This window comes from Streptomyces sp. NPDC051018 (genome assembly GCF_044456085.1).
GTDB lineage: Bacteria > Actinomycetota > Actinomycetes > Streptomycetales > Streptomycetaceae > Streptomyces.
The window spans coordinates 115,169-142,154 of the sequence record NZ_JBITFN010000002.1 but is presented as its reverse complement, the minus strand read 5'-3'; the positions used below and the strand labels follow the sequence as shown (position 1 = coordinate 142,154).

At 72.5% G+C, this 26,986-nt stretch carries 22 protein-coding genes and 1 riboswitch; of the genes, 14 read left to right on the top strand and 8 right to left on the bottom strand.

Features of this window, described 5'->3' with window-relative positions:
- Window positions 1–14 precede the first annotated feature (14 nt).
- Together ACIBCM_RS04460 and ACIBCM_RS04455 are read left to right on the top strand one after the other, a co-directional pair.
- A complete protein-coding gene (locus tag ACIBCM_RS04460) occupies window positions 15–983 on the top strand; it encodes an ATP-binding cassette domain-containing protein (protein WP_399240092.1) in 969 nt (322 codons plus the stop codon).
- Window positions 980–1,771, top strand: a complete 792-nt coding sequence (locus tag ACIBCM_RS04455) for an ABC transporter permease (RefSeq protein WP_399240090.1) — start codon at window positions 980–982, stop codon at window positions 1,769–1,771. The genes ACIBCM_RS04460 and ACIBCM_RS04455 overlap by 4 nt, the downstream gene beginning before the upstream one ends.
- Here ACIBCM_RS04455 and ACIBCM_RS04450 read toward each other — a convergent pair.
- Both ACIBCM_RS04450 and ACIBCM_RS04445 read right to left on the bottom strand, forming a co-directional pair.
- Window positions 1,752–4,883: an ATP-binding protein gene (locus ACIBCM_RS04450; protein WP_399240088.1), complete on the bottom strand. Its 3,132-nt coding sequence runs from the start codon at window positions 4,881–4,883 to the stop codon at window positions 1,752–1,754. The two genes, ACIBCM_RS04455 and ACIBCM_RS04450, sit on opposite strands and share 20 nt — an antisense overlap.
- Window positions 4,884–5,394: 511 nt before the next feature.
- Window positions 5,395–6,630 carry an MBL fold metallo-hydrolase gene (locus tag ACIBCM_RS04445; protein WP_399240086.1) on the bottom strand — a complete coding sequence of 412 codons (1,236 nt, stop codon included), beginning with the start codon at window positions 6,628–6,630 and terminating at the stop codon, window positions 5,395–5,397.
- Between the two features lie 1,349 nt (window positions 6,631–7,979).
- Here ACIBCM_RS04445 and ACIBCM_RS04440 point away from each other — a divergent pair.
- The 6 genes from ACIBCM_RS04440 to ACIBCM_RS04415 all read left to right on the top strand — a co-directional run bounded on the left by ACIBCM_RS04440 (window position 7,980) and on the right by ACIBCM_RS04415 (window position 13,828).
- Window positions 7,980–9,158 (top strand): Glu/Leu/Phe/Val dehydrogenase dimerization domain-containing protein, encoded by a 1,179-nt coding sequence (locus tag ACIBCM_RS04440; RefSeq protein WP_399240084.1) that lies wholly within the window; start codon window positions 7,980–7,982, stop codon window positions 9,156–9,158.
- 450 nt (window positions 9,159–9,608) lie between these two features.
- Window positions 9,609–10,232: a TetR/AcrR family transcriptional regulator gene (locus tag ACIBCM_RS04435; protein ID WP_399240082.1), complete on the top strand. Its 624-nt coding sequence runs from the start codon at window positions 9,609–9,611 to the stop codon at window positions 10,230–10,232.
- 526 nt (window positions 10,233–10,758) lie between these two features.
- Complete coding sequence (locus ACIBCM_RS04430) at window positions 10,759–11,451, top strand: hypothetical protein (protein WP_399240080.1); 693 nt, start codon at window positions 10,759–10,761, stop codon at window positions 11,449–11,451.
- The gene (locus tag ACIBCM_RS04425; protein ID WP_399240078.1) at window positions 11,448–12,140 is read left to right on the top strand and encodes a DUF4166 domain-containing protein; all 693 of its coding nucleotides are present in this window, start codon (window positions 11,448–11,450) and stop codon (window positions 12,138–12,140) included. Before ACIBCM_RS04430 ends, ACIBCM_RS04425 begins: the two co-directional genes overlap by 4 nt.
- Window positions 12,137–12,769, top strand: coding sequence for a TetR/AcrR family transcriptional regulator (locus tag ACIBCM_RS04420; RefSeq protein WP_399240076.1), 633 nt, complete (start codon window positions 12,137–12,139; stop codon window positions 12,767–12,769). Before ACIBCM_RS04425 ends, ACIBCM_RS04420 begins: the two co-directional genes overlap by 4 nt.
- 180 nt (window positions 12,770–12,949) lie before the next feature.
- The gene (locus tag ACIBCM_RS04415) at window positions 12,950–13,828 is read left to right on the top strand and encodes a carbohydrate kinase family protein (RefSeq protein ID WP_399240074.1); all 879 of its coding nucleotides are present in this window, start codon (window positions 12,950–12,952) and stop codon (window positions 13,826–13,828) included.
- 27 nt (window positions 13,829–13,855) lie between these two features.
- Here ACIBCM_RS04415 and ACIBCM_RS04410 read toward each other — a convergent pair whose 3' ends face one another.
- Both ACIBCM_RS04410 and ACIBCM_RS04405 read right to left on the bottom strand, forming a co-directional pair.
- The gene (locus tag ACIBCM_RS04410; protein WP_399240072.1) at window positions 13,856–14,998 is read right to left on the bottom strand and encodes a DUF6745 domain-containing protein; all 1,143 of its coding nucleotides are present in this window, start codon (window positions 14,996–14,998) and stop codon (window positions 13,856–13,858) included.
- Window positions 14,999–15,251: 253 nt separating this feature from the next.
- The gene (locus ACIBCM_RS04405; RefSeq protein WP_399240070.1) at window positions 15,252–15,578 is read right to left on the bottom strand and encodes a hypothetical protein; all 327 of its coding nucleotides are present in this window, start codon (window positions 15,576–15,578) and stop codon (window positions 15,252–15,254) included.
- Between the two features lie 178 nt (window positions 15,579–15,756).
- Here ACIBCM_RS04405 and ACIBCM_RS04400 point away from each other — a divergent pair, with 178 nt between their 5' ends.
- From ACIBCM_RS04400 to ACIBCM_RS04380, 5 genes are all read left to right on the top strand, one after another.
- The gene (locus ACIBCM_RS04400; RefSeq protein ID WP_399240068.1) at window positions 15,757–16,710 is read left to right on the top strand and encodes an STM4015 family protein; all 954 of its coding nucleotides are present in this window, start codon (window positions 15,757–15,759) and stop codon (window positions 16,708–16,710) included.
- A gap of 4 nt (window positions 16,711–16,714) precedes the next feature.
- Window positions 16,715–17,947, top strand: coding sequence for an STM4014 family protein (locus tag ACIBCM_RS04395; RefSeq protein WP_399240067.1), 1,233 nt, complete (start codon window positions 16,715–16,717; stop codon window positions 17,945–17,947).
- Between the two features lie 118 nt (window positions 17,948–18,065).
- Entirely contained in the window at window positions 18,066–19,004 is a 939-nt protein-coding gene (locus tag ACIBCM_RS04390; protein WP_399240789.1) for an STM4013/SEN3800 family hydrolase, read from the top strand.
- Window positions 19,001–20,515, top strand: coding sequence for an STM4012 family radical SAM protein (locus ACIBCM_RS04385; RefSeq protein ID WP_399240065.1), 1,515 nt, complete (start codon window positions 19,001–19,003; stop codon window positions 20,513–20,515). The genes ACIBCM_RS04390 and ACIBCM_RS04385 overlap by 4 nt, the downstream gene beginning before the upstream one ends.
- A 10-nt stretch (window positions 20,516–20,525) precedes the next feature.
- Window positions 20,526–21,392, top strand: a complete 867-nt coding sequence (locus ACIBCM_RS04380; RefSeq protein WP_399240063.1) for an STM4011 family radical SAM protein — start codon at window positions 20,526–20,528, stop codon at window positions 21,390–21,392.
- 106 nt (window positions 21,393–21,498) lie between these two features.
- Here ACIBCM_RS04380 and ACIBCM_RS04375 read toward each other — a convergent pair whose 3' ends face one another.
- Window positions 21,499–22,467, bottom strand: coding sequence for a peptidoglycan DD-metalloendopeptidase family protein (locus ACIBCM_RS04375; protein ID WP_399240061.1), 969 nt, complete (start codon window positions 22,465–22,467; stop codon window positions 21,499–21,501).
- A gap of 4 nt (window positions 22,468–22,471) precedes the next feature.
- A riboswitch (cyclic di-AMP (ydaO/yuaA leader) is annotated at window positions 22,472–22,626 on the bottom strand.
- Between the two features lie 1,040 nt (window positions 22,627–23,666).
- Between ACIBCM_RS04375 and ACIBCM_RS04370 the strand changes: the two genes are divergently transcribed.
- Complete coding sequence (locus ACIBCM_RS04370) at window positions 23,667–24,479, top strand: tyrosine-protein phosphatase (RefSeq protein ID WP_399240059.1); 813 nt, start codon at window positions 23,667–23,669, stop codon at window positions 24,477–24,479.
- 30 nt (window positions 24,480–24,509) lie between these two features.
- Here ACIBCM_RS04370 and ACIBCM_RS04365 read toward each other — a convergent pair whose 3' ends face one another.
- The 3 genes from ACIBCM_RS04365 to ACIBCM_RS04355 form a co-directional block, all read right to left on the bottom strand.
- Entirely contained in the window at window positions 24,510–24,695 is a 186-nt protein-coding gene (locus tag ACIBCM_RS04365) for a DUF6126 family protein (protein ID WP_399240057.1), read from the bottom strand.
- A 119-nt stretch (window positions 24,696–24,814) separates the two neighbouring features.
- Entirely contained in the window at window positions 24,815–25,435 is a 621-nt protein-coding gene (locus tag ACIBCM_RS04360; RefSeq protein ID WP_399240055.1) for a helix-turn-helix domain-containing protein, read from the bottom strand.
- Window positions 25,436–25,560: 125 nt separating this feature from the next.
- On the bottom strand, window positions 25,561–26,985 hold the full coding sequence (locus tag ACIBCM_RS04355; protein ID WP_399240053.1) for an aspartate aminotransferase family protein: 1,425 nt from the start codon (window positions 26,983–26,985) through the stop codon (window positions 25,561–25,563).
- Window position 26,986 lies beyond the last annotated feature (1 nt).

Sequence of the window (26,986 nt, the reverse complement as noted above, 5' to 3'; positions counted from 1 at the left end):
GCACTCTGCGAGGCATGACGACGACTTCTCCCTCTCCGGCCATCTCGGCCGAGGGACTGCGTAAGGCCTACGGGGACAAGACCGTCCTCGACGGCATCGATCTCCATATCCCCGCCGGGTCCGTGTTCGCGCTCCTCGGCCCGAACGGCGCCGGCAAGACCACCGCCGTGAAGATCCTCTCGACGCTCATCGGCGCCGACGCCGGCGAACTGCGCGTCGGCGGCCACGATCCGGCGGCCGACCCTCAGGCCGTGCGGGCCGAGATCGGGGTCACCGGGCAGTTCTCCGCGGTCGACGGGCTGATCACCGGCGCGGAGAACATGCTGCTCATGGCCGATCTGCACCACCTGCCCAAGCGCGAGGGGCGGCGGGCCGCCGCCGAACTGCTGGAGCGCTTCGACCTGTCGGCCGCGGCCGACAGGCCCGCCGTCACCTACTCCGGCGGTATGAAGCGCCGGCTCGACCTCGCCATGACGCTGGTCGGCGACCCGCGGATCATCTTCCTCGACGAGCCCACCACCGGCCTCGACCCGCGCAGCCGCCACAATATGTGGGGCATCATCCGCGAACTGGTCACCGGCGGTGTGACCGTCTTCCTCACCACCCAGTACCTGGAGGAGGCCGACCAGCTCGCCGACCGCATCGCCGTGCTCGACGACGGCACGATCGCCGCCGAGGGCAGCGCCGGGGAACTGAAACGGCTCATCCCCGGCGGACATGTACGGCTGCGGTTCTCCGACCCGGTCGCCTACCGGTCGGCCGCCGCCGCCCTGCGCGAGGCCGTCCCGGACGACGAGGCGCTGCTGCTGGAGATTCCGAGCGACGGCAGCCAGCGCGAGCTGCGCTCCATCCTCGACTGGCTGGACTCGGCCGGAGTCGAGGCGGACGAACTGACCGTACACACGCCCGACCTCGACGATGTGTTCTTCGCCCTCACCGGCGGCGCCGGCCGGTCCGCCGCGAAGGACGGAGCCGTCCGATGAGCTCCCTCTCCCTCGCCGTACGCGACTCCGCCACCATGCTCCGCCGCAATCTGCTGCACACCCGTCGCTATCCCTCGCTCACCCTGAACCTCCTGCTGACGCCGATCGTCCTGCTGCTGCTCTTCGTCTACGTCTTCGGCGATGTGATGAGCGCGGGCATCGGCGGGGGCGGTGCCGACCGCTCCGCGTACATCGCCTATCTCGTCCCCGGCATCCTGCTGATGACCATCGGCGGCACCCCGGCCGGGACCGCCGTTTCAACCGCCATGGACATGACCGAGGGCATCATCGCCCGCTTCCGTACGATGGCGATCCACCGGGGGTCGGTGCTGATCGGGCGCGTGGTCGGCAGTGTGCTCCAGGCCGTCGTCAGCGTGGTCCTCGTCGGTGCCGTCGCCGTGGCCATCGGCTTCCGGTCCGCCGACGCCACGGCCGTGGAGTGGCTGGCCGCGCTCGGGCTGCTCGTCCTGGTCGCCACGGCGTTCACCTGGATCGCGGTCGGCATCGGAATGGCCAGCCCCACTGTCGAGGCCGCCAGCAACAACGCGATGCCGATGATCGTCCTCCCGCTTCTGTCGAGCGCCTTCGTCCCGGTCGACGCGATGCCGGGATGGTTCCAGCCGTTCGCCGAGTACCAGCCGTTCACGCCCGCCATCGAGACGCTGCGCGGGCTGCTGCTCGGCAGCGAGATCGGCGACAACGGGTGGATCACGGTCCTGTGGTGCCTGGGCCTGGCCGCGCTCGGCTACCGCTGGTCGGCATCGCTGTTCAACCGCGACCCGAGATGAGCGCGCGGGCCGCCGCCCGCAACTCGTCCCGCCCCAGGGCGGCGTACTCCGACACCGCGTCGGCGAACGCCGCCCCGTCGGCGTCCGAGGCCGCCCGGCGGGCGCGGGCCGCCGACATCGTCGGATGGAACTCGCGCAGCACCCGCAGCCGTTCCGCGAGCGCGATCAGCCGTACGGCGGAGGTGTCGCCGGACGCGAGCCCCGCCATACCGAGTGCGTGCAGCACCGTCCCGTACACCGGCAGCTCCACGGGCGTACCGTCCGGGCCCGAGAGCAGCGTCCGCAGCCCCTGCCGCAGCCGGCCGACCGGCTCCGCGACGAGGTCGAGACGGCCGGCGTACGCGTGCGCCGTCACCGCCGCCGACTGGATCTCCAGCGCCCACGGGTCGATCCAGGGGTCGCCGCCCTGCATCGGCCCGGACTCGGGCAGCCGCTCCATGGCGCGGCGCCACAGGCCGAGCCCGGCCTCCGTCAGTCCGCGCGCGAGCGCGATCTCGGCGCGCCCGCCGAGATCGGGGCTGTAGAAGACGTCCTGCTGCGGGGCGTCGTCGCCCTCCACCTGCCGCAGCCAGAACTCGGCCTCGTCGGGGTCGCCACGCTGGAGGCAGGCGAGGACGAGGCCCGAGTGGATACCGATGTAGTCGTTCTCGTCGCGGAATCCCGGCAGCAGCGCGAGCGCGGCCCTGAGACTGCCGTACGCGCCCTCGCCCTGACCCGTCTTCAGATACAGCTCGCTCAGCCGGGAGTGGCCCAGGAGCTTCAGGAACAGGTTGTCGACCGACTCCAGTACGGCGTTCATCCGCCGGGCCGAGGCGAGCGCGCGGTCGATGTCGTGCTCGTTCTCCCAGACGTATGTGCCGACGCACTCGGCGACGGCGGCGACCAGCGGCTGCTCACTCCCGCAGAGCCGCCGCAGCACCTCGTAGTCCGGGGGCCGCATCCCGGGGACCGCGCTCAGCACCACGGCGGTCGCGCGCAGCAGAGTGTCCGGCGGGGCCGGGGGCAGCCGGCGCAGGGTGACGAACTGCCGTACGACGGGCGCGGCGTAGCCCGTGAACACACTGGGCATGCACAACACCGCGGCGGCGCGGGCTACTTCGACGAACTCCGGTTCGGGGTAGTAGTGCGACAGCGGAGGACCGGTCTCGGCGGCCAGGGCCATCAGACGGGGGAAGTTGGAGTCGGTCGCCCACAGCGCCGCGAGGACGGCGGTGACGGCGGCGGTGGAGGGGCCGTCCGTACGGGCCAGGGCGTGCCGCAGCGCCGCCACGAGGTTGTCCTGCTCGGCCGAGACCCGCTCCCAGGCGGCGAGGGGTTCCGGGCCGAGGAGCACATCCTGGTGCGCGAGTCCGAAGGCCCGTGCCCAGGCGAGGAACCCGCCGGTGGCCCGCTCCTGTCCGCCCTCCTCCGCGAGCCGGGCCGCGCTGAACTCCCGTACGGTCTCCAGCATCCGAAACCGCACGCCGGCGGGGGTCTCGGCGACGGTGAGCAGGGACTGGTCGGCCACCCGCTCCAGCAGTGGCAGCGCGTCCTCCCCCAGCATCCGTTCCGCCGTCTGTGCGGAGAAGCCGCCGGGAAGGACGGACAGGGTGCGCAGCGCCGCCCTGGCGTCCTCCGCGAGCAGGTTCCAGCTCCACTCCACGACCGCGTGCAGCGTGCGGTGGCGCTCCGGTGTGTCCCGTGCACCGCCGCGCAGCAGCGCGAACCGGTCGCCGAGGCGGCGGGCGATCTCCGCCACCGACAGCACCCGTACCCGGGCCGCGGCCAGCTCCACGGCGAGCGGCAGCCCGTCGAGGTGGCGGCAGAGCCCGGCCACCGCGTCCGGCGGCAGCTCCACACCCGGCCGGGCGGCCCGGGCCCGCTGGGTGAACAGCTCGACCGAGGTGTCGAGGCCCAGCTCCGGCAGCGCGTACACCGCCTCCGAGGTGAGGTCCAGCGGGGCCCGGCTGGTGGCGAGCACCCGCAGGTCCTCCGTGGAGGAGAGCAGGGCGTGTACGAGGTCGGCGACGCCCCGGACGACGTGCTCGCAGTTGTCCAGCACCAGCAGCGCGGGCCCGGAGCCGAGCGCACCGCGGATACCGGACACCGGGTCGGACGACGGGTGATGGCCGCTCACGGCTCCGTGCCGTCCCTCGCCCGCGCCGAGCGAGGAGGCGACCTCCGTGGCCACGTCCTCGTCGGCGGTGACACCCGCCAGCGGCACGAAGTACACCACGCGCTGTTCGGCCCGGCGGCTGACGGCGTGCGCGAGCCGGGTCTTGCCGAGGCCGCCGGGGCCGACGACGGTGACCGCGCGGGAGGCGCGCAGCAGCCGCTCCACCGCCGCGATGTCGCCGTCCCGGCCGAGGAGCGGGTTCGGTTCGTGCGGTACGCCGTGCCTGACCACCCGCGACCCACCGCTCAGCAGCTCCCGGTGTACGGCCCCGAGCCGCGCGCCCGGATCCGTGCCGAGTTCGTCGCGCAGCTCACGGCGGTACGCCTCGTACCTCGTCAGCGCGGCGGAAGGGCCGGCCGTCGCCGCCTCGGCGCGCAGGAGTTCGGCGAGCACCTCCTCGTCACGAGGACGCTCCGAGGCTGCCACGGCGAGCGGACCGGCCGCCTCCGCGTGCCGCCCGAGACGGGCGAGCGCGAGCGCCCGCGCACGGACGAGCGCCCCGCGGACAGGGGCGCGTTCGGTGCGCAGCGCGGCCAGGGGGTCGCCGGGGTCGCCCGCCCCGTCGGGAGTGCCCTCCCACAGCGCGAGCCCGGCCTCGGCCGCGGCCAGCGATCCCGCGTGGTCCCCGGCCCTGGCCCGGTCACCGGCGGCGGCCGCGTACAGCAGCAGGGCGGAGCTGTCGACCTGGTCCTCGGCGACCGTGAGCCGGTAGCCGGTCGGTGTGCTGACGAGGACGCCGGCGCCCAGCTGCGCCCGCGCCCTGGACACCAGGACCTGTACCGCCTTCCCGGGCCGCTCCGGCAGCTCGTCCGGCCACAGCCCCGCCACGAGCCGCTCGACGCTGCATCCCGTGCGCAGCTCACCCGCGAGCAGTGCGAGGAGGCCGCGGAGGCGGGGCGCGGTGACCTCCTGACCGCGATAGGCGACGCGCGGCAGCAGGGTCAGTTCGGTGGTCACCCCTGCAGGTTAGATGCTGTCCCGCCCTCTCCGGCGGGCGAGCGACGACGGTGGCGGCCTCCGGGGCAGGGGGCCGGGGAGGTGGCCCCGGTCCGGGCCCGGGATCCGGGAGGTGGCTCCATCCCGGGGTCCACGGCCCGGGGTGGTGCCGTGACCGCGGCCGGGGTGGTGCCGTGACCGCGGCCGGAACGCCGACGTGACCGCGGGCCGCGTTGCCGGAACGCCGACGTGTCCGCGGCCCCGTTGCCGCCGTACGCCGCCGGCTCCGCCCGTACGGGCACGGACCGGCTCCGCGTCAGCGGGACAGCGGCTCCGGTCCGGGAAGACCGGTGCCGCGTTCCGGACCGGCGGACTTTCATGCCAGGGGCCGGACCGAACGCGGCCGGGCCCGTACCGGTTACGTGCCGACGGGAAGGCGCCCCGGCCCGAGAGGACTCCTTCCGGCCGGGGAAGCCCGGCCTGACCGAACGCGGCCGGGCCCAACCCGCGCCGGTCACCGCCGGTGCCCCGGTCAGCCGGTGGGCGCGACCTCCGGGCTGCCCGCGCCCGCGCCCTTCTCCCGGTCCGCTCCGGGGCCGGGGCCCTCGCCGCCGGGCGGGGCGGTCCTCGCAGCCCACCCTCCCGAGGGCGCGGTCGCCACCGAGCGCCACCACAGCTCGCCGGGCACCGACCGGGCCGTCGGCTCGAAGGGCTCGCCCGGCTTGGGCAGCGCGACGCGGGCACCCGCCTCCTGCGCCGCCGCGACCGTGCCCTCACCGGGCTCGGCCCAGGGATGCGGTGCGAGATTGAACGTCCCCCAGTGGATCGGCATCATCACCCCGGCCTCTGCACCGCGCTGGAGGTCCAGATGGGCGAGCATTCCCTCGGCGGGGGTCATATGGATGTCCGGCCAGTACTCGCTGTACGCGCCGATCTGGATCATGGTGGCGTCGAAGGGGCCGTACTCGGTGCCGATGTCCCGGAAGCCGGGGAAGTACCCGGTGTCCCCGCTGTGGAAGACGCGGTGCTCGGGGCCGACGACCGTCCAGGAAGCCCAGAGGGTGTGCTGCTGGTTGCGCAGCCCGCGTCCGCAGAAGTGACGGGCGGGGGTGGCGGTGAGCCGGATTCCGGCCACCTCCGTCGACTCGTTCCAGTCCAGTTCGCGCAGCCGGCCGGGAGCGACCCCCCACCGTTCGAGATGGGCGCCGACGCCGAGCGGAACGGCGAAGACCGTGTCCGTGGAGGCCAGGGCCTTGATGGTCGGCAGATCCAGATGGTCGTAGTGGTCGTGGGAGATCACGACGGCGTCGACCGCGCCGAGGGCCGCGAGCGGCACGGGCACGGGATGCAGCCGCTTCGGCCCGGCGAAGGAGAAGGGCGAGCAGCGCTCGCCCCACACCGGGTCGAAGAGCACCCGTCGCCCGTCGATCTCGGCGAGGACGCTGGAGTGCCCCATCCAGGTGAGCCGGAGGCCGGACGAGGGCGGTGCGCCGAGGTCCCGGAGCGTGTCCGGATGCAGGGGAACACGCCCGATCGGCGACCGGCGGGCCCGCGCCTCCTTGTGGAAGTAGATCTTGGCGAATTCGACCATGGAGGCGCCGGACGGTCTGGTCCTGGCCCCCACAGGGTTCTGGAACGACCCGTCCGAGAAATTCGGCGAGCGTCGGATGCGCTCCATCCGCGCTCCGGCGGGGTCGGCGCCGAAAGCCGCGGGGCGCAGTGAGCGCAGCCGCGATCTCAGCGGGTGTGGGGAACCGGCTCCGGTCACGGCACCTCCTGGTGTCGGGGTCTTCTCATTATGTGCTCGGGGTACGACAGTGCCCGGCGGAGATCGGCCGCCCGGGACACCGGCCCCGCCCGCCAGCTCCGCGGGGGCGGCCTCATCGCCACCGTCCCTGTGCCGTCGCCGTCATCGTTGCCCCGGCCCCGTCACCACCGGTACGCCCGGCGCCTTCGGCCGCTTCGGCCGCGCGAGCGGCGGGCCCCTGGCCACCTCCGGTGAGCCGTACGCCGTCGCCGTGGGCAGCACGCTGCCGAAGTCCCCGTTCACGGGTGTCACATTCCGCCATGACCATCACAACGCCATCACCGGTACCGGTGTTCCTGCGCGCCGTCATCTGTTTCCCGTGATGACCGGCGGCAGGGCCGGGTGTTTCCTCGCGGCAGGCCGGGGATCCCCGCTCACCGGGGCAGGAGCGGAAGAGGGCTGGGCACGTCGTCATCCGGAGCCGGGTTCATCGGCGGACCTGTGAAAAGGGCAGGGTGGCGATCATGTTGACACGTGGTTCACCCGGTCTCGATACTGAACGACGATTCAGTTGACCGTTTCGTTCCGCACCCTGGAGACGGCATGCCCGAGCTTCCCGCCGAGCCCATGCCACCGGCCGCACCGGGGCCCGGCATTCCCACCCCGACCAGTGCGTTCACCCATGACACCGGTCCGCCCCGGCCAACCGGAGGGACGGGAGGCGGCCGACTCGGCAACTCCCGCCCGAATGGCCGGAATGCATGGATCCGCAGCATGCGCCGAACCGGACAGCACACAGCCCCCGTACGGACCGGGCCTGCGCGACCGGCCCCGTACTCACAGGAAGCGACACGGGAGGGAGCCGTCTGCGCCCCGCCCGGGGGCCCTTCGGCACGGGACGGCGGGCTGCCGCACTCAGCGCGCGGACGCCATCCGGGCGGAACCCTCGGCCGGTCCCCGAGAGGAGCGTGGGACATATCCGCCGCCCTTCTCGCGGACCCGCCGCCCGAACGCGCAAAGTGCCCGGTCCCGGACGGCGCCGTACGGGAGGCGCCCCGCCCCCGTGAACACCGGGCGGAGTACGAGGCCGGGAAGCGCCCGGAGCCGTACGGGCGTCCCGGCGCGGTGCTCCCCGGCAGCCCCGGCCCGCTGCGGCACGCCGTCTCCGTACGGACAGCGCGACGCCCCCTGCTCGCGCCGCCTCACTCACTCCGGCGGGGCGCGGGCGCGCGACGGTACGCGACGACACCCCGCCACCGTGTCCTCCTCCCCGGCGGGAGCCCTCGGGCGGGGGTGGACGGGTGCGCCCTGCTGCCGGTCACGGCAGGTCCCGCCCGGCCCGCCGTCACCACGACCGAGGAGTACTCCGTATGACCGAGCCCCTGCTCGCCCTCACCTGGACCGACCACGTCACCGGCCGCCAGGGGCACGTGGTCGTCGACCGGCTCGTCCGGGGCGTCTCCAGCGGCGGACTGCGGATGCGCGAGGGATGCACCCTCGACGAGGTGAGGGGGCTCGCCCGCGGGATGACGATGAAGGAGGCGCTCCACTACAACCCGGACGGGAAGTACATTCCGCTCGGCGGTGCGAAGGGCGGTATCGACTGCGATCCGCGGGACCCGCGGGCGTACGGCGTCCTCGTCCGGTTTCTGCGTGCGGTGCGCCCGTACATCGAGGCGATGTGGACCACCGGCGAGGACCTCGGCCTGACCCAGGACACGGTCGACCGGGCCGCCGCCGAGGCGGGGCTCGTCTCCTGCGTCCAGGCCGTGTACCGCCTGCTCGACGACGAGGTGACGGCACGTCGCAGACTCACGGACGCGTTCGCCGTCGAGGTCGACGGCATCGGCCTCGACGAACTGGCAGGCGGCTGCGGCGTCGCGGAATCGGTGCTCGTGGCGCTGGACCGGGCGGGAGCGGCACGTACGGGGACGCGGGTCTCGGTGCAGGGACTGGGCACGATGGGCGGCGCGACGGCACGGTTCCTCGCCCGCGCCGGACTCAGGATCGTCGCCGTCGCGGATGTGAAGGGCACGATCGCCAACCCCGCGGGCCTGGACGTCGAGGCGCTGCTCGCGGCCCGTGACGCCTACGGCTCGGTCGACCGTGCCGCGCTGGGCCCGGGCGACCGGGAACTGCCGGGCGACGCCTGGCTGTCGGCCGACGCCGACGTGCTGGTGCCCGCGGCCGTCTCGTACGCCGTCGACACCGCCAATCAGGCGGCGATCACGGCCCGCTGGATCGTCGAGGCCGCGAATATGCCGGTGCTCCCGGAGGCGGAGGAACTGCTCGCCCGGCGCGGAGTCACCGTACTGCCGGACGTCGTCGTCAACTCCGGGACGAACGCCTGGTGGTGGTGGACCCTCTTCGGCGACATCGGAGCCGACGCGGACGAGGCGTTCGCCCACATCCGCCGGTCGATGCGGGAACTGACCGGTCTGACGCTGGCCCGCGCGGAGGCCGACGGCACGACCCCGCGCGCCGCCGCCCACGCGATCGCCGCCGACCGGCTGCCGGTCATCGCCGACCGTTTCGGCCGGTACGCCTGACGGCCGCCTCCCGGTACGCATGGCTGCCGCCGTCCCGCACGGAGGCGGCGCGCGCGGTGCAGCCGATGGGCGCCGGCGGGCATACGTCCGGCGACCGGCGGCCACGGTCCGCCGAGGGCGGTGCCGACCGGCGAACCGGCTGGTCCCGGGGGCCCGCACCCCAGGTGCCCGGAGTGCTCGGGAGGTCGGCGCGCCCGAGCCCGGTCGGCGCTCGGAGTAGCCGGCGCGCCCGGACCGGTCGGCCTGCTCGGGAAGGCCGGGCGCACCCGCTCGGTCGACGGGCTCAGAGGGCTCGGGGCGCCCGGCGCGGAGGCCCCGCGGCCGCGCTGAGCCGACAGCCCGGGCACCCGCGACACCCCGCGGGGAGAGGCGAGAACCCGTGAACCGTGCGGCATCCGGGTGAATCCCCATTCCCGCCTGCGGCCAAGATCAGCTGTGTAGGGTGAAGCCGTGGCAAGAGTCCGGTTGAGCGTGGCGGAGCGGCGCGAGGAACTACTCGGAGCCGCAGTCGAGCAGATCGAACAGCGCGGTGTCGCGGCTGTACGGATCGCCGATGTCGCCGCGGCGCTCGGGGTGAGCAACGCCCTGGTCCTCTACCACTTCTCGACGAAGGAGAAGCTGGTCGCAGCCGCGTTCACGTACGCCGCGGACGGTGATCTCGCCCATCTGCGCAAGCTGCTCGGCCGCCGCACCTCCGCCGTGCGCCGGCTGCGGGCGGCCGTCCGCTGGTACGCCCCGACCGGGACGGCCAAGGGCTGGCGTCTGTGGATCGAGGGATGGGCCGCCGCCCTGCGCGAACCGGCGCTGCGGGAGGTCGCCCGCGATCTCGACCAGCAGTGGAAGGCCGCGCTGACCGAGGTGATCGCCGAGGGCGCGGCAAACGGTGAGTTCCCGTGCGTGGATCCTGCGGCCACGGCCTGGCGGCTGACCGCGTTCCTGGACGGGCTCGCCGTTCAGATGACCTCGTACGCGGGGTCGCTCTCCCGCGCGGCGATGCTGGAGTGGACGGAAGACGCCCTCGCCCGCGAACTGGGCCTGGACCGGCAGGCCCTGGCCGCCGCCGCGACCGGCTGACCCTCCGTTCGCGTACGGCCGCCGGACCGCTCCCGGAGCCCGGGAACGCTCCCGGCATGGACCGGTCTCCTGAGCGGAGGGAACCCTGAGCCCGGGGCAGTCCCTGAGCAAGGCCCGCGTCGGATGAGGCGACGGACCCCTCACCTGGCACCTTCCCGTACCCACCGGTCCACTCCCCTGCCTCCTGCGGTGATCAACCGGGCCCGGCTCAGGGGGCCTCAGCCGCCCTCCCCGAGCTTCCCGGCCCGATCGCCGGGTGATACCGCACAGCCTGGAAGGCATGTCCGCGCCCGGCCGGTGAGTACACCGCATCGACGCGATCCGCCAACCGCCGTCACCAGGCAAGCACCCGGACCGCTCACTTCCGCCCCGACCTCCACCGCCCGCCGCCCGCCGCCCGCTGCCCGCTACCCGCTGCCGTGATGCGGATCACCGATCCCGTACATCCAGCCACTTGAGCGACTGCTCAAAACTGGCTAACTTCCTTTTGAGCGGTCGCTCAAATAGTGGTCGGCGGGGGAATGACATGGGTCTCTACATCGAAACGCGGGTGGGCACCGACATCGAGACGCTCTGGGAGCGCACCCAGGAACCGTCCGAGCACCGGCGGTGGGATCTCCGCTTCACCGAGGTCGACCATCTGCCGCGCGCCGGGGACGAACCGCAGCGATTCCGGTACGCGACCCGGGTGCTGCCCTTCCTGACCGTCGCCGGCACCGGTGTCTCCGCGGGGGAGCGCCACCGGGCCGGCGGCGGCCGGGTCTCCGCGCTCCGGTTCGCCTCCCGGCATCCCCTCTCACTGATCGCGGAGGGCAGCGGCTACTGGCGGTACGAGCCGGTGGGGCAGGAGATCCGGTTCCTCACCGGCTATGACTACCGGGCCCGCTGGGGGCGCTTCGGCCGGGTCGCGGACCGTCTGGTGTTCCGGCCGCTGATGGGCTGGGCGACGGCGTGGTCGTTCGACCGGCTCCGGCTCTGGTGCGAGCGGGGCATCAGCCCCGAGCGGTCCCTCGCCTGGGCGCTCGGCGAGGTGGCGGTGCGGCTGCTCGCCGTGGTCGCGGTGGTGCTCTGGCTCACTCCGATCGCCGCTCCGGCCACCGCCGTCGGCGCGGCCCTGCTGCCGCCCCTGCCGTGGACCCCGGCCGCCCGCCGCTGTCTGCGCACTCCGCCCCCACGTACCTCGGCACCCGCCCTTCTCACCACGCTGGAGCAGGAATGAGCTCGATCTTCCGCACCGTCATGGGTGAGAGCTTCGACCGGCTCCACCCTCAGTTGCGGCGCCGGTTCTCCGTCGGTCTCGACAGCGGCCAAGCCTGTGTGGGGCACGGTGTGATGGACCGGATCTGGCACGGGAACGGCCTCACCGCACCGCTCCTCAAACCCTTCCTCGCGCTCGGCGGCATCCGGAACATCCTCGTCCCGCGCACAGGCCGCCGGATCCCCTTCACCATCGAGAACGTTCCCTACGCCGACTCCTTCGGCAGGGAGACCGTCACCTTCGTGCGCACCTTCGACTTTCCGGGCGGACGCCGGCGCTTCGACGCCACGATGATCGCCGACCCGCGCGGTGACCGCGTCCTCGACTATCTCGGCACCCACCAGCACCTGGCCAGCGATCTCCATCTGTCGGCGGAACCCGACGGATCACTGCTCATCCGCTCCGGCGAACACCGCTTCCGGGAGGGGCCGGTGGACGTCAGGGTGCCGGAACTGGTCGGCGGTGACGCCGAGGTGCGCGAGTCGTACGACGACACGGCCGGCCGCTTCCGTATCCGGGTACGGGTCACCAACCGCCGCTTCGGGCCGCTCTTCGGGTACGAGGGGTCGTTCACCGCCGAGTACCGGGACGTACGCTCGTGCGGGGTGCGCGCCGGACTGCGCCCCGTACGCGAGGAGATACGGGCGTGAGCCAGGAGACCAGGCGGAAGCTGATGGAAGGGGCGCTGCGCACCCTCACGGAACAGGGGATCGCCAAGACCTCGGCCCGCGCCATCGCCGCCTCCGCCGGAGTCAATCAGGCGCTGGTCTTCTACCACTTCGGCTCGGTCGACGAACTGCTCTCGGCGGCCTGCCGCCATGGCGCGGAGCAGCGCGTAGCCCGCTACCGCGCACGGCTGGACGAGGTCTCCACCCTTGGCGAACTCCTCGACTTCGGCCGGGAGATGCATCGTGAGGAGCGGGTCGGCGGGAACGTCGCCGTCCTCGGTCAGCTGCTCGCGGGCGCACAGACCCAGCCCCGGCTGGCGCTCGCCACCGCGGCCGGTCTGGAACTGTGGATCAACGAGGTCGAGAAGGTGCTGGTCCGGGTTCTCGAAGGCACACCCCTGGCGGAGTTCACCGACCCCGCGGGGCTGGCCCGTGCCGTGACCGCGTCCTTCGTGGGCCTGGAACTGTACGAGGGTGTGGACACGGACGGCGCGGAGCGCGCCCTGAACGCCCTGGAACAGCTCGGGCTGCTGGCGGCGGCGCTCGATGGACTCGGACCGCTGGGCCAGCGTGCGGTCCGGCACCGTCTGAAGCGCCGGACCGGCGGATGACCCCGGTGCAGCACGCCGCGCCGCCGCACGCCGCCCCGGCCGGGGCCGGACCGGGCAAGGACGCGATTCCCGCCCCCGGAGCGGCCCCAGCCTCCATACTGGGCGACTGTGTCGCACCTGTCTCAGCAGCAGCCCGAACCCCGCACTCCTCTTTCTCCCCAACCGCCCCACAGCGTCTTAGTGGTCGGCGGCAGTGGTGTGGACACGGTGGTCCGTGTCGACTCGCTGCCCGTACCGCTCGCGGATTCCCTCGGTGTGGGACCGATCCGCGAACGGCCGGGCCGCACCGGTGGAAATGTCGCCCTGGGCTGCCGCGCCCTCGGGCTGGAGGTGACGCTTCTCGACTTCGTCGGCGACGACTGGCCCGGCCGGCAGCTGCGCGATCGGCTGGCGGCCGGTGATGTCGCCTTCGAGGCGGTGATCTCTCCCGCCGGCACCCGCCGCGCCGTCAATCTGGTCGATCCCTCGGGGCACCGGATGTCGTTCTACGAGTCCCCCGATCCCGGTGAGCTGCGGATACCGCGTGATGTCTACCTCCCTCATCTGCGGCGGGCACGTCATGTCCATCTGTCGACCGTGAACTTCGCCCGCTTCCTCCTCGACGACATCGAGGCCCTGGGCATCCCCGTCTCCACCGACCTCCACGACTGGGACGGGCTGGACGACCACCATCGCGAGTTCGCCCTCCGCTCGGACCTCGTCTTCCTCAGCTCGGCCGGTGCGCGGGAGCGCATAGCGTCGGTGATGCGGGAGATCCTGCGCGACGGACGGGCCGAGGCGGTGGTCGCGTTCGCGGGCGCGGGCGGCTCCTATCTTCTGACCCGGGGCGGGGGCAGCACCCCGCGCCCGGTCCCCGCCGTCGCCCCGCCCGCGCCGGTGGTGGACTCGAACGGCGCCGGTGACGCCTATGTCTGCGGCTTTCTCTACGGCCGGCTGTCCGGCCGCGATCTGGAGGACAGCGCCCGGCTGGGGGCCCTGGCCGGGGCCCACGCCTGCACGGGCGAGGGCACTACGGCGCTGATCAGCCGGGCCGCGATGCTGGCGGCCGCGGGGACCTGACGCTCCCGCGTCCGCCCGCCCCTCCCCTCAGGTCTGGCACAGCGGTTCATACGCCTCCGCCGCCAGGCCGAAGGTCCAGGCCACTCCCTCCCTGGCGGTCCGGGTGGCGGGCGGCACCCGCAGCCAGTACGTGCGGTGGGTGCCGTCCGGCTCCGGGGTGGAGTTCAGCACCTCGACCATCGCCACGTCCTCGTCGTCGAACAGAGCGATCCGCCACAGCGTGCCGGTCTCGTCCTTGTGCACCGGCTCCGCACCGGACTCGGCGAGATAGCGGTCGTAGCCGTGGAACTCCAGCATCACCCGGCGCAGTTCCGCGTTCTCCTCGTTGCGTATGCGCTCGGGAGTGAGGGAGGACAGCTCCCTGAGGAACCCGGCGGGCACCGGCATACCGCGCCAGGCGTACAGCGCGAAGCCGTCGGGGTAGGCGAGGGCGGGCCCCTCACCGTTGTCGAGGCGCCCGGCCTCGTCACGGTGCAGTTCGACCGGGCGCTCGCACATCACCACGGCGTGCTCGTACGGCCACCACCAGCCCGCGTGGGCCGCGACGAGGGCGAGACCCTCCAGCCGCTCACTGCTGCCGTCGAACGCGGCGAGCCAGGCGGCGTCGTGCTGCCCGAGTACCGCGTCGAGCAGGACGAGACGGACCTCGGACTCCGTGATCCCCTCCTCGGTCCCGCTCCGGCCTCCGCTCTCCCCGGCGCCCGCCGACGGGTCGCCGCCGGCGCCTCTGCCCGGACCGGCCGTCCCGGACCGGGAGACCGCGGCGGAGGCACCGGCCGCCTCCGGCCCGTCCGGTGGCGTACCGGCCGACAGTTCGTCCACCACGCCGCTTCTGATCCGCTCGGCGAGCGCCCGGGTACTGTCCCAGAGCCGGGCACCGGTCGCGGTCCACAGCTCGGTCCAGCCCCCGGGCCCCAGTTCGTCATGGACGCGGCGGCGCTCCTGAGCCCAGGGGCGGGTGCGCACCTGCTCCCGGACGGAGGGACCGGCCCCCTCTCCCAGCGCCCGGACGGCGAGCACGGCCGCCCGGGGCGAGAGCGCCCAGATGATCCGTCGCGGCTCGGCGAGCCCCGCCGTGCGGTAGGCCAGACGTACGCCGTTCTCGGCCGCCGCCCGGTCCGCCGGTCCGGTCGCCGCCGCGACGGCCCGCCACTTGTCCACGTACTGCATGAGATTCCCCGTCCCCCGCGGTCCGGCCGTCGGCCGGTGCGGCTGCTGTCCTGCCCGGTGTCGTCGATGTTCTTGATGCTGCCGATATCGTCAATGCCGCCCATGCCACGACTGCCATGGATGCGGTCATGGGTGCCGTCGACGGCGCAGATGCCGGCTGTTCGGCTCTTCGGCAACTGTCGTGTGCGCCACCCGTGTCCGGTGCCGTACGGCGTGTGCCGCGCGCCGAGTACCGGACGGATCCGGCGCACGGTCAGTCGGCGACGATGCGGACCGCGCCCGGCAGATACTCACGCTGGCGCACGACCCGGTACCAGCCCCGGGGGAGGTCGATGGCCGCGTGCTCCTCGTGGACGACCCGCCCGCCCGCCGGCAGATGGAGGACCATCGGGCCGAACGCGCCGGGCTCACGCACCAGCCTCCCGGCCCCGGTCACCGCGTGGGCGTGTCCGGTGACCTCGCCGAGCGCGAGAACCAACCGCCCCCGGCCGTCGCGCGGTTCGGCCCCCGCGTCCGGTATGTGCGACGGTACGGACTCCTCCGCGACGGGCACGATCAGCACGTCTCCCTGCCGGTACATAGCTCTCCCCTCGAAGCCGGCACCGAGTGCGCCGAGCTGATATCGACGCTAACGGGAGGGTCTGACAACACCGCCGCCGACCGGACCGGCAGGGGTCCGCGCCGGGCGCTGTCAGTGCGGCTTGGTACAACTTCTGGCAGTCAGCCGATCAACGCCGCCCGGTGTCAGGAGCCCTCCCATGACCGTCTCGGACCATCTGCAGGAGCTGTACGGCCTGCCCGTGTTCGACTTTCCCGATGCCGGCGAGCCGGTCAGGCTGCCCGCCGCGGAGTCCGTGGCCTGGCGCATCGCCGTCGAGTCGTACGACAGCGACGAGCAGTGGCAGGAGGCGTTCGCACGCTTCCTCACCGCGGTGGACACCTCCGGGGTACGGGCGCTGATCGTCGGTGCCTGGAGCGACGCGTACGACAACGGGCCTGAGCCCGTCGTCTCGGCGATCACCGCCGCCCGTGACCGGCTGCCCGCGCTGCGGGCCGTGTTCGTCGGCGACATCACCTACGAGGAGTGCGAGATCTCCTGGATCAATCAGGGGCTCGTATCGCCGCTCCTCGACGCCTTCCCCGAACTGGAGGAGTTCGGGGTGCGCGGCGGTCAGGGCCTCGGCTTCGAGAGCGTGCGGCACGGGAAGCTGCGTTCCCTGCGCGTCGAGACGGGCGGGCTCGGTGCCGAGGTCGTCCGCGGTATCGCCGCGAGCGATCTGCCGGCGCTGGAGCGCCTGGACATCTGGCTGGGCTCGTCGGGGTACGGCGCCGATGCCGACGTGTCCGATCTGGAGCCGATCCTGACCGGCACCCGGCTGCCGGGGCTGACGTATCTGGGCCTGCGCAACAGCGATATCCAGGACCGGATCGCCGAAGCGGTCTCCGGAGCGCCCGTCGTCGCGCGCCTCGAAACCCTCGATCTGTCGATGGGCACCCTGAGCGACGAGGGCGCCGAGGCCCTGCTCAACGGACAGCCGCTGACGCATCTGCGGAAGCTCGACCTCCACCACCACTTCCTGGACGGGCCGATGGTGGAGAGGTTGACGGCCGCCTTCAAGGAGACGGGTGTGGAGGTGGACCTCGACGACCCGCAACTGGCCGAGAGCCTCGATGACGGGTGGGACCACCGCTACACCGCCGTGGCGGAGTGAGCCCATGACCGGGACGCGTTCCTCCACCGGCCCCTGCTTCGCGGTGGTCGGCAATCCGGCCAACCGCCGTGTCGCCCTCTTCCGGGACGCGGCCCGCGCGGCGGGGCTGCCCGCCGTGCGCGTGGTGCCCTGGATCGAGGTGCTGCGGGGCCGGGCGGAGTTCCGTCCCGGTGAGCGGGTGCGTCTGGACTCCCCGGGCGAGGACCCCGAGGTCGACCGGGAGCTGCGGGGCGTCGACGATCCGGCCAGGGTCGAGGGAACGGCCCGCTGGTACGACAGGTTCACCTCGGCCGTACGGGAGGTGTCGTCGGCCGTCGCCGCGGCCGGCGCGGTTGCGCTGGACGACCCGGACGAGCTGGCGGTGCTGTTCGACAAACGGCTCTGTCACGACGTGCTGCGCCGGGCCGGGGTCCCGGTGCCCGATTCACCGACTTCGGGCACCGGCGCTCCGGCGGTGCGCGGCTGGGACGACATCCGCGCGATCCAGGAGGCCACCGGGCTGCGCCGGGTGTTCGTCAAGCTCGCGCACGGCTCCTCGGCCTCGGGGGTGCTCGCCGTCGAGACCGCGAGCCGCGGCCGGGTGCAGGCGGCCACCTCGGTCGAGCGCGACGCGCACGGGCGGCTGTACAACTCGCTGCGGGTCCGCCGCTATACGGACGAGCGCGAGGTGGCGTCCATCGTGGACACCCTCGCGCCGGACGGTCTGCATATCGAGCGCTGGCTGCCCAAGGCGTCCCAGGGCGGACGGACCGCCGATCTGCGTGTCGTGGTCACCGCGGGCCGGACCACCCACGCGGTCGTCAGGACGAGCCGCTCCCCCATGACCAATCTCCATCTCGGGGGCACGCGCGGCGATCTGGCCCTGGCCCGCACCGCGCTCGACACGGCGGGCGTGGGCTGGGCCGAGGTACCGCGGATCTCCGAGCGGGCCGCGGCCTGCTTCCCCCGGTCCCTGAGGGTGGGCGTCGATCTGCTGCCCGGCACCGGCTGGCGGCGCCTGGCCGTCGGCGAGGTCAACGCCTTCGGCGATCTGCTGCCGGGGCTCACCGGCCTGCCGGGCGGCGCGGCGGAGGACCAGGACACCTATGCGGCCCAGATCGCCGCCGTACGCGCGCAGGAAAGGCGGCAGGACACCACTGTCCCCGGCCCGCGGTCGGGCTGTCCCGGCGGGGGCACCGGACCGGGGCCGCACCCGGCCGTACCGCACAGAACAGGGAACCACCGTGCAGACGCCTGACACCTTCACCCGTCCCGGCCCGGGCGGAGACGACCGGGACCGGGAGAGCCGGGCCGACCCTGACCGGGACGGCCCGGCCGGGGGCGAGCGTGTTCCGGGCGCCCCGGTGGACCCGGACATGAACGAGGTCGTGGGCAGCGACGATCTGCTGCTCGTCACGCTGGACACCCTGCGGTACGACGTCGCGGCCGAGCTGGCGGCGGCGGGCCGGATCCCTCACCTCGCCCGCCACATCCCCGGCGGCGTCTGGCAGAAGCGGCACGCGCCCGGCAGCTTCACGTACGCCTCCCACCAGGCTCTGTTCGCGGGCTTTCTGCCGACGCCCGCCGCGCCGGGCCCCCATCCCCGGCTGTTCGCCGCCCGGTTCGCGGGCAGCGAGACGACCGCGGGCCGGACCTTCGTCTTCGACACCCCCGATCTGGTCTCGGGTCTCGCCGCGGCGGGCTACCACACGGTGTGCATCGGCGGGGTGGGCTTCTTCAACAAGCGGGGACCGCTCGGTTCCGTACTGCCGGGCATGTTCCGGGAGAGCCACTGGGAGCCCGGGTTCGGGGTCACGTCCCCCACCTCGTTCGAGGCGCAGGTGGCCCGGGCCGAGCAGGTCGTCGCCGCGCTCCCCCACGGCCGCCGGCTGTTCCTGTTCGTCAATGTGCCCTCGCTGCACCAGCCCAACTGGTTCCATCTCCCGGGCGCGACCCGCGAGGCGGGGGACTCCAAGGAGACCCACGCCGCCGCACTGGAGTATGTCGACCGCCATATGGGGCGGCTGTTCGACGCGGCCCGCAGCCGCCGTCGCTGCTTCGCGATCGTCTGCTCCGACCACGGCACCGCCTACGGCGACGACGGCTACACCGGTCATCGGCTGGGCCATGAGTCCGTATGGACCGTCCCGTACGCCCACTTCTTCCTGGAGGCGGGCACACCCGCGTCGGCAGCACCACCCGTGCCACCCACACCCCCCGATGCACACAGACCACACAGACCATCGGCGCACACCGCGTCAACCGAGTCACACCAGCCACCTGTGTCACCCGAGCACGATGAGGCGCACCCATGAGCACCCCGGCACACCACCCGCGCCCGTATCAGAGCTATGTCTACGCCTATCCGCACAAGACGGCCTACCGTCCGCTCCGCCCCCGCCCCGCACTGCGCGATCTGTGGGCGCCGGAGCCCAAGGACGCGCTCTCGCTCTATCTGCACATCCCGTTCTGCGAGGTCCGCTGCGGTTTCTGCAATCTCTTCACCAGGATCGGCGCGCCCGGGGAGCTGGCCACCCGCTATCTCGACGCCCTCGACCGGCAGGCGACCGCGGTACGGGACGCGCTCGGCGACGGCGGACCGGTGCGCTTCGCGGCGGCGGCCTTCGGCGGCGGCACCCCCACATTTCTGACGGCCGACGAGCTCGACCGGCTCTGTGATATCGCCGAGAAGCGGATGGGCGCGGATCTCACCGCCGTCCCGCTCTCCGTCGAGACATCGCCGTCCACCGCGACGGCGGACCGGCTCGCCGTGCTCACCGAGCGCGGCACCACCCGGATCAGCATCGGCGTACAGAGCTTTGTCGATGAAGAGGCCAAGGCCGCGGTCCGCCCTCAGCGGCGATCCGAGGTCGACTCCGCCCTCGGGCGCATCCGTGCGGCCGGAGTGCCCGTCCTGAACATCGACCTGATCTACGGGATCGACGGCCAGACCCCGCAGAGCTGGCGGTACTCCCTGGACGCCGCGCTCGCCTGGCAGCCCGAGGAGCTGTATCTCTACCCGCTGTACATCCGGCCGCTGACGGGTCTCGGCCGGACCGGGCCCGGGAGCGACGCGGCCTGGGACGACCAGCGGCTGCGGCTGTACCGCCTGGGGCGTGACCATCTGCTGGCCCACGGCTATGACCAGGTGTCGATGCGGATGTTCCGCCGCCGGGACGCCGGGGACACGGGCGGCACAGGCGCGGCGAGCGGCGCGGGGGCCACGGTCGCCGTAAGCGGCTCCCCGGTCTCCGGTACCCCCGCGCGTGGTGCGATGACCATCGGTCCGGGTACGCGTACCCCCGGCCCGGGCGCGGTGCCGGGCGGGACGGCCGCCGGGCACGGTCCGGCGCTCGCGGGGCACGGCGACGCCGATGACTACGCCTGCCAGACCGACGGCATGATCGGCCTCGGCTGCGGCGCCCGCTCCTACACCTCGCGCCTCCACTACTCCTTCGACTACGCCGTCCGGATGCCCGGGATACGCACGATCATCGACGACTACACGGAGACCGAGGACTTCGCCCACGCGGAGGTCGGGCTCGCGGTGGACGAGGGCGAGGCGCGCCGCCGCCATCTGCTTCAGTCGCTGCTCCAGGCCGAGGGAATGGAGACGGCGGGCTACCGGGAGCGTTTCGGCGGCGACCCCGGTGACGACTTCGGACCCGAGCTGGCGCGGTTCGCCGCACTGGGCTGGCTCGACGCGGACGCACCGCCCGGCCGGCTGAGGCTCAGCGCCGAGGGGCTGGCGTATTCGGACGCGCTGGGACCGGAGCTGTTCTCCCCCGCCGTGCGCGCCGCGATGGCCGCGTACGAGCCGAAGTGAGGACGGCACCGTGGATCTGACCGTCCTGTACCGGGGGCCGCTGGCCTCCTGCGACTACGACTGTCCGTACTGTCCGTTCGCCAAGCGGCGCGACTCCCCCGCACAGCTGCGCGCCGACCGGGCGGCCCTGGAGCGGTTCGCCGCCTGGGTGTCGGCGGGGACCGGTGACCGGCTCTCGGTGCTGTTCACACCCTGGGGCGAGGGCCTGGTCCGTTCCTGGTACCGGCGCACTCTGGTCGAGCTGTCCCGGCTGCCGCAGGTGCGGCGGGTGGCGATCCAGACCAATCTCAGCTGCCGCACGGACTGGCTCGCGGACGCCGATCCCGGGACGCTCGCGCTCTGGTGCACCTACCACCCCGGGCAGACCCCGTACGAGAGGTTCCTCGGCAAGTGCCGTGAGCTGACCGGGCTGGGCATCCGCTTCAGTGTCGGTGTGGTCGGGCTGCCCGAGCATCTGGAGCACGCCCGCCGGCTCCGCGCCGGACTTCCCTCTCAGGTCTACCTCTGGGTGAACGCCGCGGAAGGCCACCGGTACACGGACCCGGAAGCCGCGGAGTGGACCGCGCTCGATCCCCTGTTCCCGTACAGCCGCCATCCGCACCGCTCGGCCGGTCTCCCCTGCCGGACGGGCGAGTCGGTCGTCTCGGTGGACGGCGACGGCACCGTGCGCCGCTGCCACTTCGTCCCCGCCGAACTGGGCAATCTGTACGACGGCTCGTACCGGACCGCGCTGCGCCCGCGCGCCTGCCCGCTCGCCGTCTGCGACTGCCACATCGGTTATGTGCATCTGGAGGCGCTCCCGCTGTACGACGTCTTCGCGGGCGGCGTACTGGAACGCGTCCCCGCCGCCCGGCCCGGGGGCCTGACGGTGTGGTGATCCCGCTCGGCCCACCCGCCGGACCGGATCACCGAAGCGGGAGCACGCCGCAACCCCCCGTGCCACCGCCGGGCGGCACGAGGGGTTGCGGGCGTTGGTACGAACGTCAGAGAGAGACGCCGTGCTGGCGCAGATAGGCCACCGGGTCGATGTCGGAGCCGTAGCCGGGGCCGGTGCGGACCTCGAAGTGCAGGTGCGGGCCGGTGGAGTTGCCGGTGGAGCCGGCGAGCCCGATCTGCTGTCCACCGCTCACGCTCTGGCCCGCGGAGACGGAGAGCGAGGAGAGGTGGGCGTACTGGGAGTAGTTGCCGTCGGCGTGCTTGATGACGACCTCGTTGCCGTACGAGCCGCTCCAGCCGGCGGAGACGACGGTGCCGGGGCCGATGGACCGGATGCTGGTACCGGTGGAGGCGGTGAAGTCGACACCGGTGTGGTAGCCGCTGGACCACATGGAGCCCGAGGCGCGGTACGGGGTGCTGACGTTGGCGGACGCGACCGGGGTGGTGTAGCCGCCGCCGGCCTGGGGAGCGCTCGGCTCGGGGGTGCTCTGCGCGGCGTCGTCGTCGGTGGCCTCGACCGAGCCGGCCGACGCGGACGTGTTGGAGGCGGTCTCCTTCGGGGCGGCCGGGGCCGGGGCGCTCTCACGGGCGTCGTCACGCGAGGCGCGGGGCTCCGAGCGGGTCTCGGACTTCGCCGGGGCGTCGCTCTTGGCCTTGGCCTTGGCGCCGAGGGTCAGCTCCAGGCCGGGGTGGATCAGCGAGGGGTTCTCACCGACGGCCTCGCGATTGTCGGCGTAGAGCTTCTGCCAGCCGCCGCTGAGGTTGTGGTCCGCGGCGATCTTGGACAGATAGTCGCCCGCCACCACGCGGTAGGTCACGGGAGCGGCGGCGGACTGCTGGGCCACCGGGGCGGCGGGGACGGCGGCGACGGTCGCGGGGGCCGACTGCTCCGCCGCCTGGGCGCCGCTCGCACCCATCAGCGGAAGGGCGATGGCCGCGCCACCGGTACCGGCGGCGACGAAGCCACGGGTGAGGGGGCTGGACGTAATTCGGCGGTGCTTACCCTTTTTGGGCATGACGCATTCCTCTCCGGCGCCTGCGGGGTGAGCTGTCGGGTTAGGGCTGGAGATGCCCGGCCGCGCGGCAGCGCGACTTCACCCCAAGCCGTCCGGAACTCCGGGATCGGCGTACTACCTGGGTCCCCCGCTCCTGCCACGCGTGGGTGGGTGGGAATTCCGGACGGCGGCAGGATTAGGCGTTCCGTCCGAACTGCCGTGACCGTAGACCGGCCGCGCCGAAGGGAACAAGCCGAGCCTTTTCCCGATCCGTGACACGGATCTTTCCGGCGCGGAATACCCGGTCACCCTCTGTCTACCCGGCTCCGCCAACTCCCCTTGGGCGGCCGAATTCCTCTTTCCCGATCCGGCCACACACCGTCACGAATATGATCCTGCTCACGAGCGGAACCATCTCCCCTACAGACAGGGCACGTTATACCTAAGGGTTCAATTCGGACATGATGACCAGAAGCCCCTATAGGCCATGGCGGCCACGCCCGGCCGTTCAACTTCCCGTCACTTTTCGGGCGATACCGTCGGCAACAAGTCGCCTGCCGTTCAGCCGGACGTCATGAGCACCCCTCCCTGAGGCACACCCACGAATCCTGATCACGCCGGAGGCGCCTCCGGCGATTCCGGTCGCGACTCCGCTCCGAATGGCCGCTAAATTTTTTCCGCGCCAGCCCATCCGGCTCCCATGACGCGGCGCCTGAAGGGCATTCACCTGCGGCAGAGGCGTCGGCCAGAACGGCCCATTCCCCCACCAGGAGAACTCCTCCTCCAGTTCGCCATCCGAACTTCACCACGGGAACACGCACTTCGGAAAGCAGCGAACCCCCGACCACCCCGGGGCGATGTCCGGCCCCGGAGCGGGACACCCATCGCCACCGCGGGCTCACACCCCAGGGGCCCGCCACGACCCACCCTCCGGCCCACGACCCGCCGGCAACGGCACGGCCGCCCTGTGACCGATAGAGAGGGCCGCCACGAGCCCGGCCGCGACCCCCGGACCCGACCCCCGACCGAGCACCACCGCCCCCACAGCCCAGAAATCAATACAATTCAACATAATCACTCAGCATCGGACATGGATCAAGGCACCGGGCACGCTCCCACCAGGAAGGACAAAGTAATTGCCCGAAGAACCCATGTCGTATCGTCGAGAACACGCCACAGTCGGCGACCGGCGCCGACGGCAGTGACCCTCAGGAGCCTTTGTGACGCAGCAGCTGCCGCAGGTCCCGTCGACCGAGCCGGAACTGACCGGGGTACGCAATTTCCGCGATGTCGGCGGGCTCCCGACCGTGGACGGCAGGACGGTGCGGCACGGGCGGCTCTTCCGCAGCGGTCATCTCGCCGACGCGACGGCGAGTGACGCGTCCTTCCTCTCCGGGCTGGGGCTGCACACGATCTTCGACTTCCGCAATGCCGCCGATATGCGGCTGGAGGGCCCGGACGTGGCACTGCCGGGCGTACGGAACCTGAATCTGCCGCTCAGCGATCCGGCCGACGGCGCGGAGTTCTGGACGATGGTCCGCGAGGGTGACCTCGACCAGCTGCGGACGATCCTGGCGGACGGGAAGGCGGCCGACCGGATGTCCGAGTCGTACCGCGTGATGATCACCCAGCGCACCGGCGAGCACAGCAGGATTCTGCACGCGCTGGCCGAGGACAGTGTGCCCGCGCTGATGCACTGCGCCGCGGGCAAGGACCGCGCGGGGCTGTCCATCGCCGTGTCGCTGCTCGCGGTCGGTGTGGAGCGGGAGGCGATCGAGGCGGACTATCTGAAGTCCAACGACCCTCACCGCCGCTATCTGGTCCGGCGCAAGGACAACTCCCCGGCCGGGATGTCGCCCGAGGTGATGGAGCTGCTCAGGCCCCTCTTCGACGCTCGCCGGGAGTACCTCCACTCCGCCTTCGACGCGATCGAGGCGACCTGGGGCACCACCGAGCGCTATCTCGGTGACGGGCTGCGCGTGGCCCCGGAGACGCGCGAGCGGCTGCGGGCGCGCCTCCTCGACGAGGGATGAGCGTCCTACGAGGGTGAACGGGGCGGTCCGCTACTTGGCGCCGACCTCGAAGAGCAGGTAGAGGAATCCGGCGAGCACATGGCCCACCACCAGGTAGGCGAGGAGGCGGATCCAGATTCCGCGGGGGAACCGTCCTTCCTTCTCCTTCTCCACCTCTCCGTTCTTCCGCCCTTCGGCGAAGCCGGAGCCTTCCGGTACAACAGGTGATTCCGACATCGTCGGCCTCTCTTCACTCGATCTGTGACTGTGGATGGTGACGGTCCGCACTCCGGGTCCCGGGCCTGCTCCGACCCCGCTGAACCGCGGCCGGGGGAAGTCCGGCCGCGCGCGGCCGGTCAGATATGGGGATGGATGTCGGGGCTCTGGATCAGAGTGTGGACGAACAGCATCTCGGCGCCGTCGCGGGTGGCCGCCGCGATGCGGTGCGGGGTGAGCGAGTCGTAGTGCGCGCTGTCCCCGGGCCCGAGTTCGTGCACGGTCTCGCCGAGGCTGAGCCGGACCCTTCCGTCGAGGACATGGAGCCACTCCTCGCCGGGGTGGACCCGGACGAGATCGCCCTGGGCGCCGTACGGGACGATCAGCCGGAGCGCCTGCATGGCCCGGCCGGGGCCGCCTACCTGGTGGTAGGTCCAGCCGTCGGCCTCGGAGGGCTCGCGGCTGCCGGCCCGGATCACGGGGTCGTGCTCGGGCGCCAGCTCACCCAGCAGCTCGGCGACTGTCGTACCGTAGATCCTGGCGAGACTGAGCAGCATCGGCAGCGAGGGCTGCCGGCGTCCGGTCTCCAGCCGGGAGAGATGCGCGGGTGAGAGTCCGGCGCGCAGTGCGGCGGCTTCCAGTGTGAGGCCGCGGCGGCGGCGCAGATCGCGCAGCCGGGGTGCCACGTCGGGCAGCTCCACGGGCGCTTCTCCGGCAGGAGAACGGGGCTCCGGGGGGTGGCCCCCGGGAGGACTCTGCATAAGACCATTGCGCCAGGAAAATGCCCCTGAGGCAAATTTCTTGCCCCAGAGGCAAAATCTATTCCGCCGGGAGCCCGAACGGGAGCCGTCCGGGGGGCTCAGCGGGTGGGAGCCGTCCGGGGGGCTCAGCGGTGGGCAACGGCCTGTTTGACCAGTGTCCTGCCGAAGTCCCACATCAGTCCCCCGCCGGCGTGGGCGTCGTCCATGACCGCGGTGAAGGCTGTGACGAACCGGTCCACCTCGCGTTCGCCGATCGTCAGCGGCGGAATCAGCTTGATCACTTCCAGATGGTCGCCGGAGACCTGGGTGAGGATCCGGTGCTTCTCCAGCAACGGCACCACGACCATCTGCGCGAAGAGCCCCTTCCGGGCGGCCTGGAGCATGGTCCAGCGGCTCCGCAGCCGCAGCGACTCGGGCCGGCCGAACTCGATGCCGATCATCAGCCCCCGCCCCCGTACCTCGGACAGGAACTCATAGCGGTCGACGAGTGCGGCCAGCCGGTCGCGCAGCAGCTCACCCGTCCTCCGGGCGCCCGCCACGATCTGTTCGTCCTCGATCACGGAGAGCACCGCGAGCCCGGCGGCCATCGCCTGGGCGTTGGAGCCGAAGCTCGCCGAGTGGACGAGGACCCGGTCCATGGACGAGTAGACCTTCTTGAAGATCCAGTCCCTGCCGAGCGTCGCCCCGACGGGTACATAGCCGCCCGACAGCGCCTTCGCCACACAGACCAGATCGGGCTCCACACCGTCCTCGTGCTGGTACGCGTAGAAGTCACCTGTCCGGCCGAGCCCGGTCTGCACCTCGTCGGCGATCAGCAGGGCCTTGTGGCGGTGCAGCAGTTGCTGCGCGGCGGGCAGAAAACCGGGCGGGGACTCATGGACGCCCTTGCCCTGGACCGGTTCCACCACCAGGGCCGCCACATCGCCGCGCTTCAGCTCGCGCTCCAGGGCTGCGAGATCGCCGAGGGCGATGGCGGTGTCGGGCAGCAGCGGCGCGAACCCGTCCCGGAAGCCCGTCTCGCCGTTGACGGAGAGCGATCCGGTGGTCAGCCCGTGGAAGGCGTGGTCGCAGTAGAGGATCCTCGGCCGGCCGGTGGCGTACCGGGCGAACTTCAGCGCGGTCTCGACCGCCTCCGTACCGCTGTTGCCGAAGAACACCCGGTCGAGGTGCGGGCTGTGCGCGAGCAGCTTCTCGGCCAGCAGCCCCGGCAGCGGCTGGCAGTCGAAGCGGGTGAGGTCGGCGAGCGAGGCGTCGAGGACATCGTGCAGCGCCTCGCGTACGACGGGGTGGTGCCGGCCCAGTCCCATCACCCCGAAGCCCGCGAGCATATCGAGATAGTCGTTGCCGTCCGCGTCCCAGAAGTAGGCGCCCTCGGCCCTCTCGTAGACCTTGTCGAAGCCGATCGTGTGCAGCATGCGGGGCAGCTGGTGGTTCAGATACCGGGCATGCAGCTCATAGCGCTCGGCCCCGCGCTCGGCTAGCAGTCCCGCCAGGTCGAAACCCTTCGGCGCACTGGGGGATCCCGAGGGGTCCGTGGGCGGCTCGGTCATT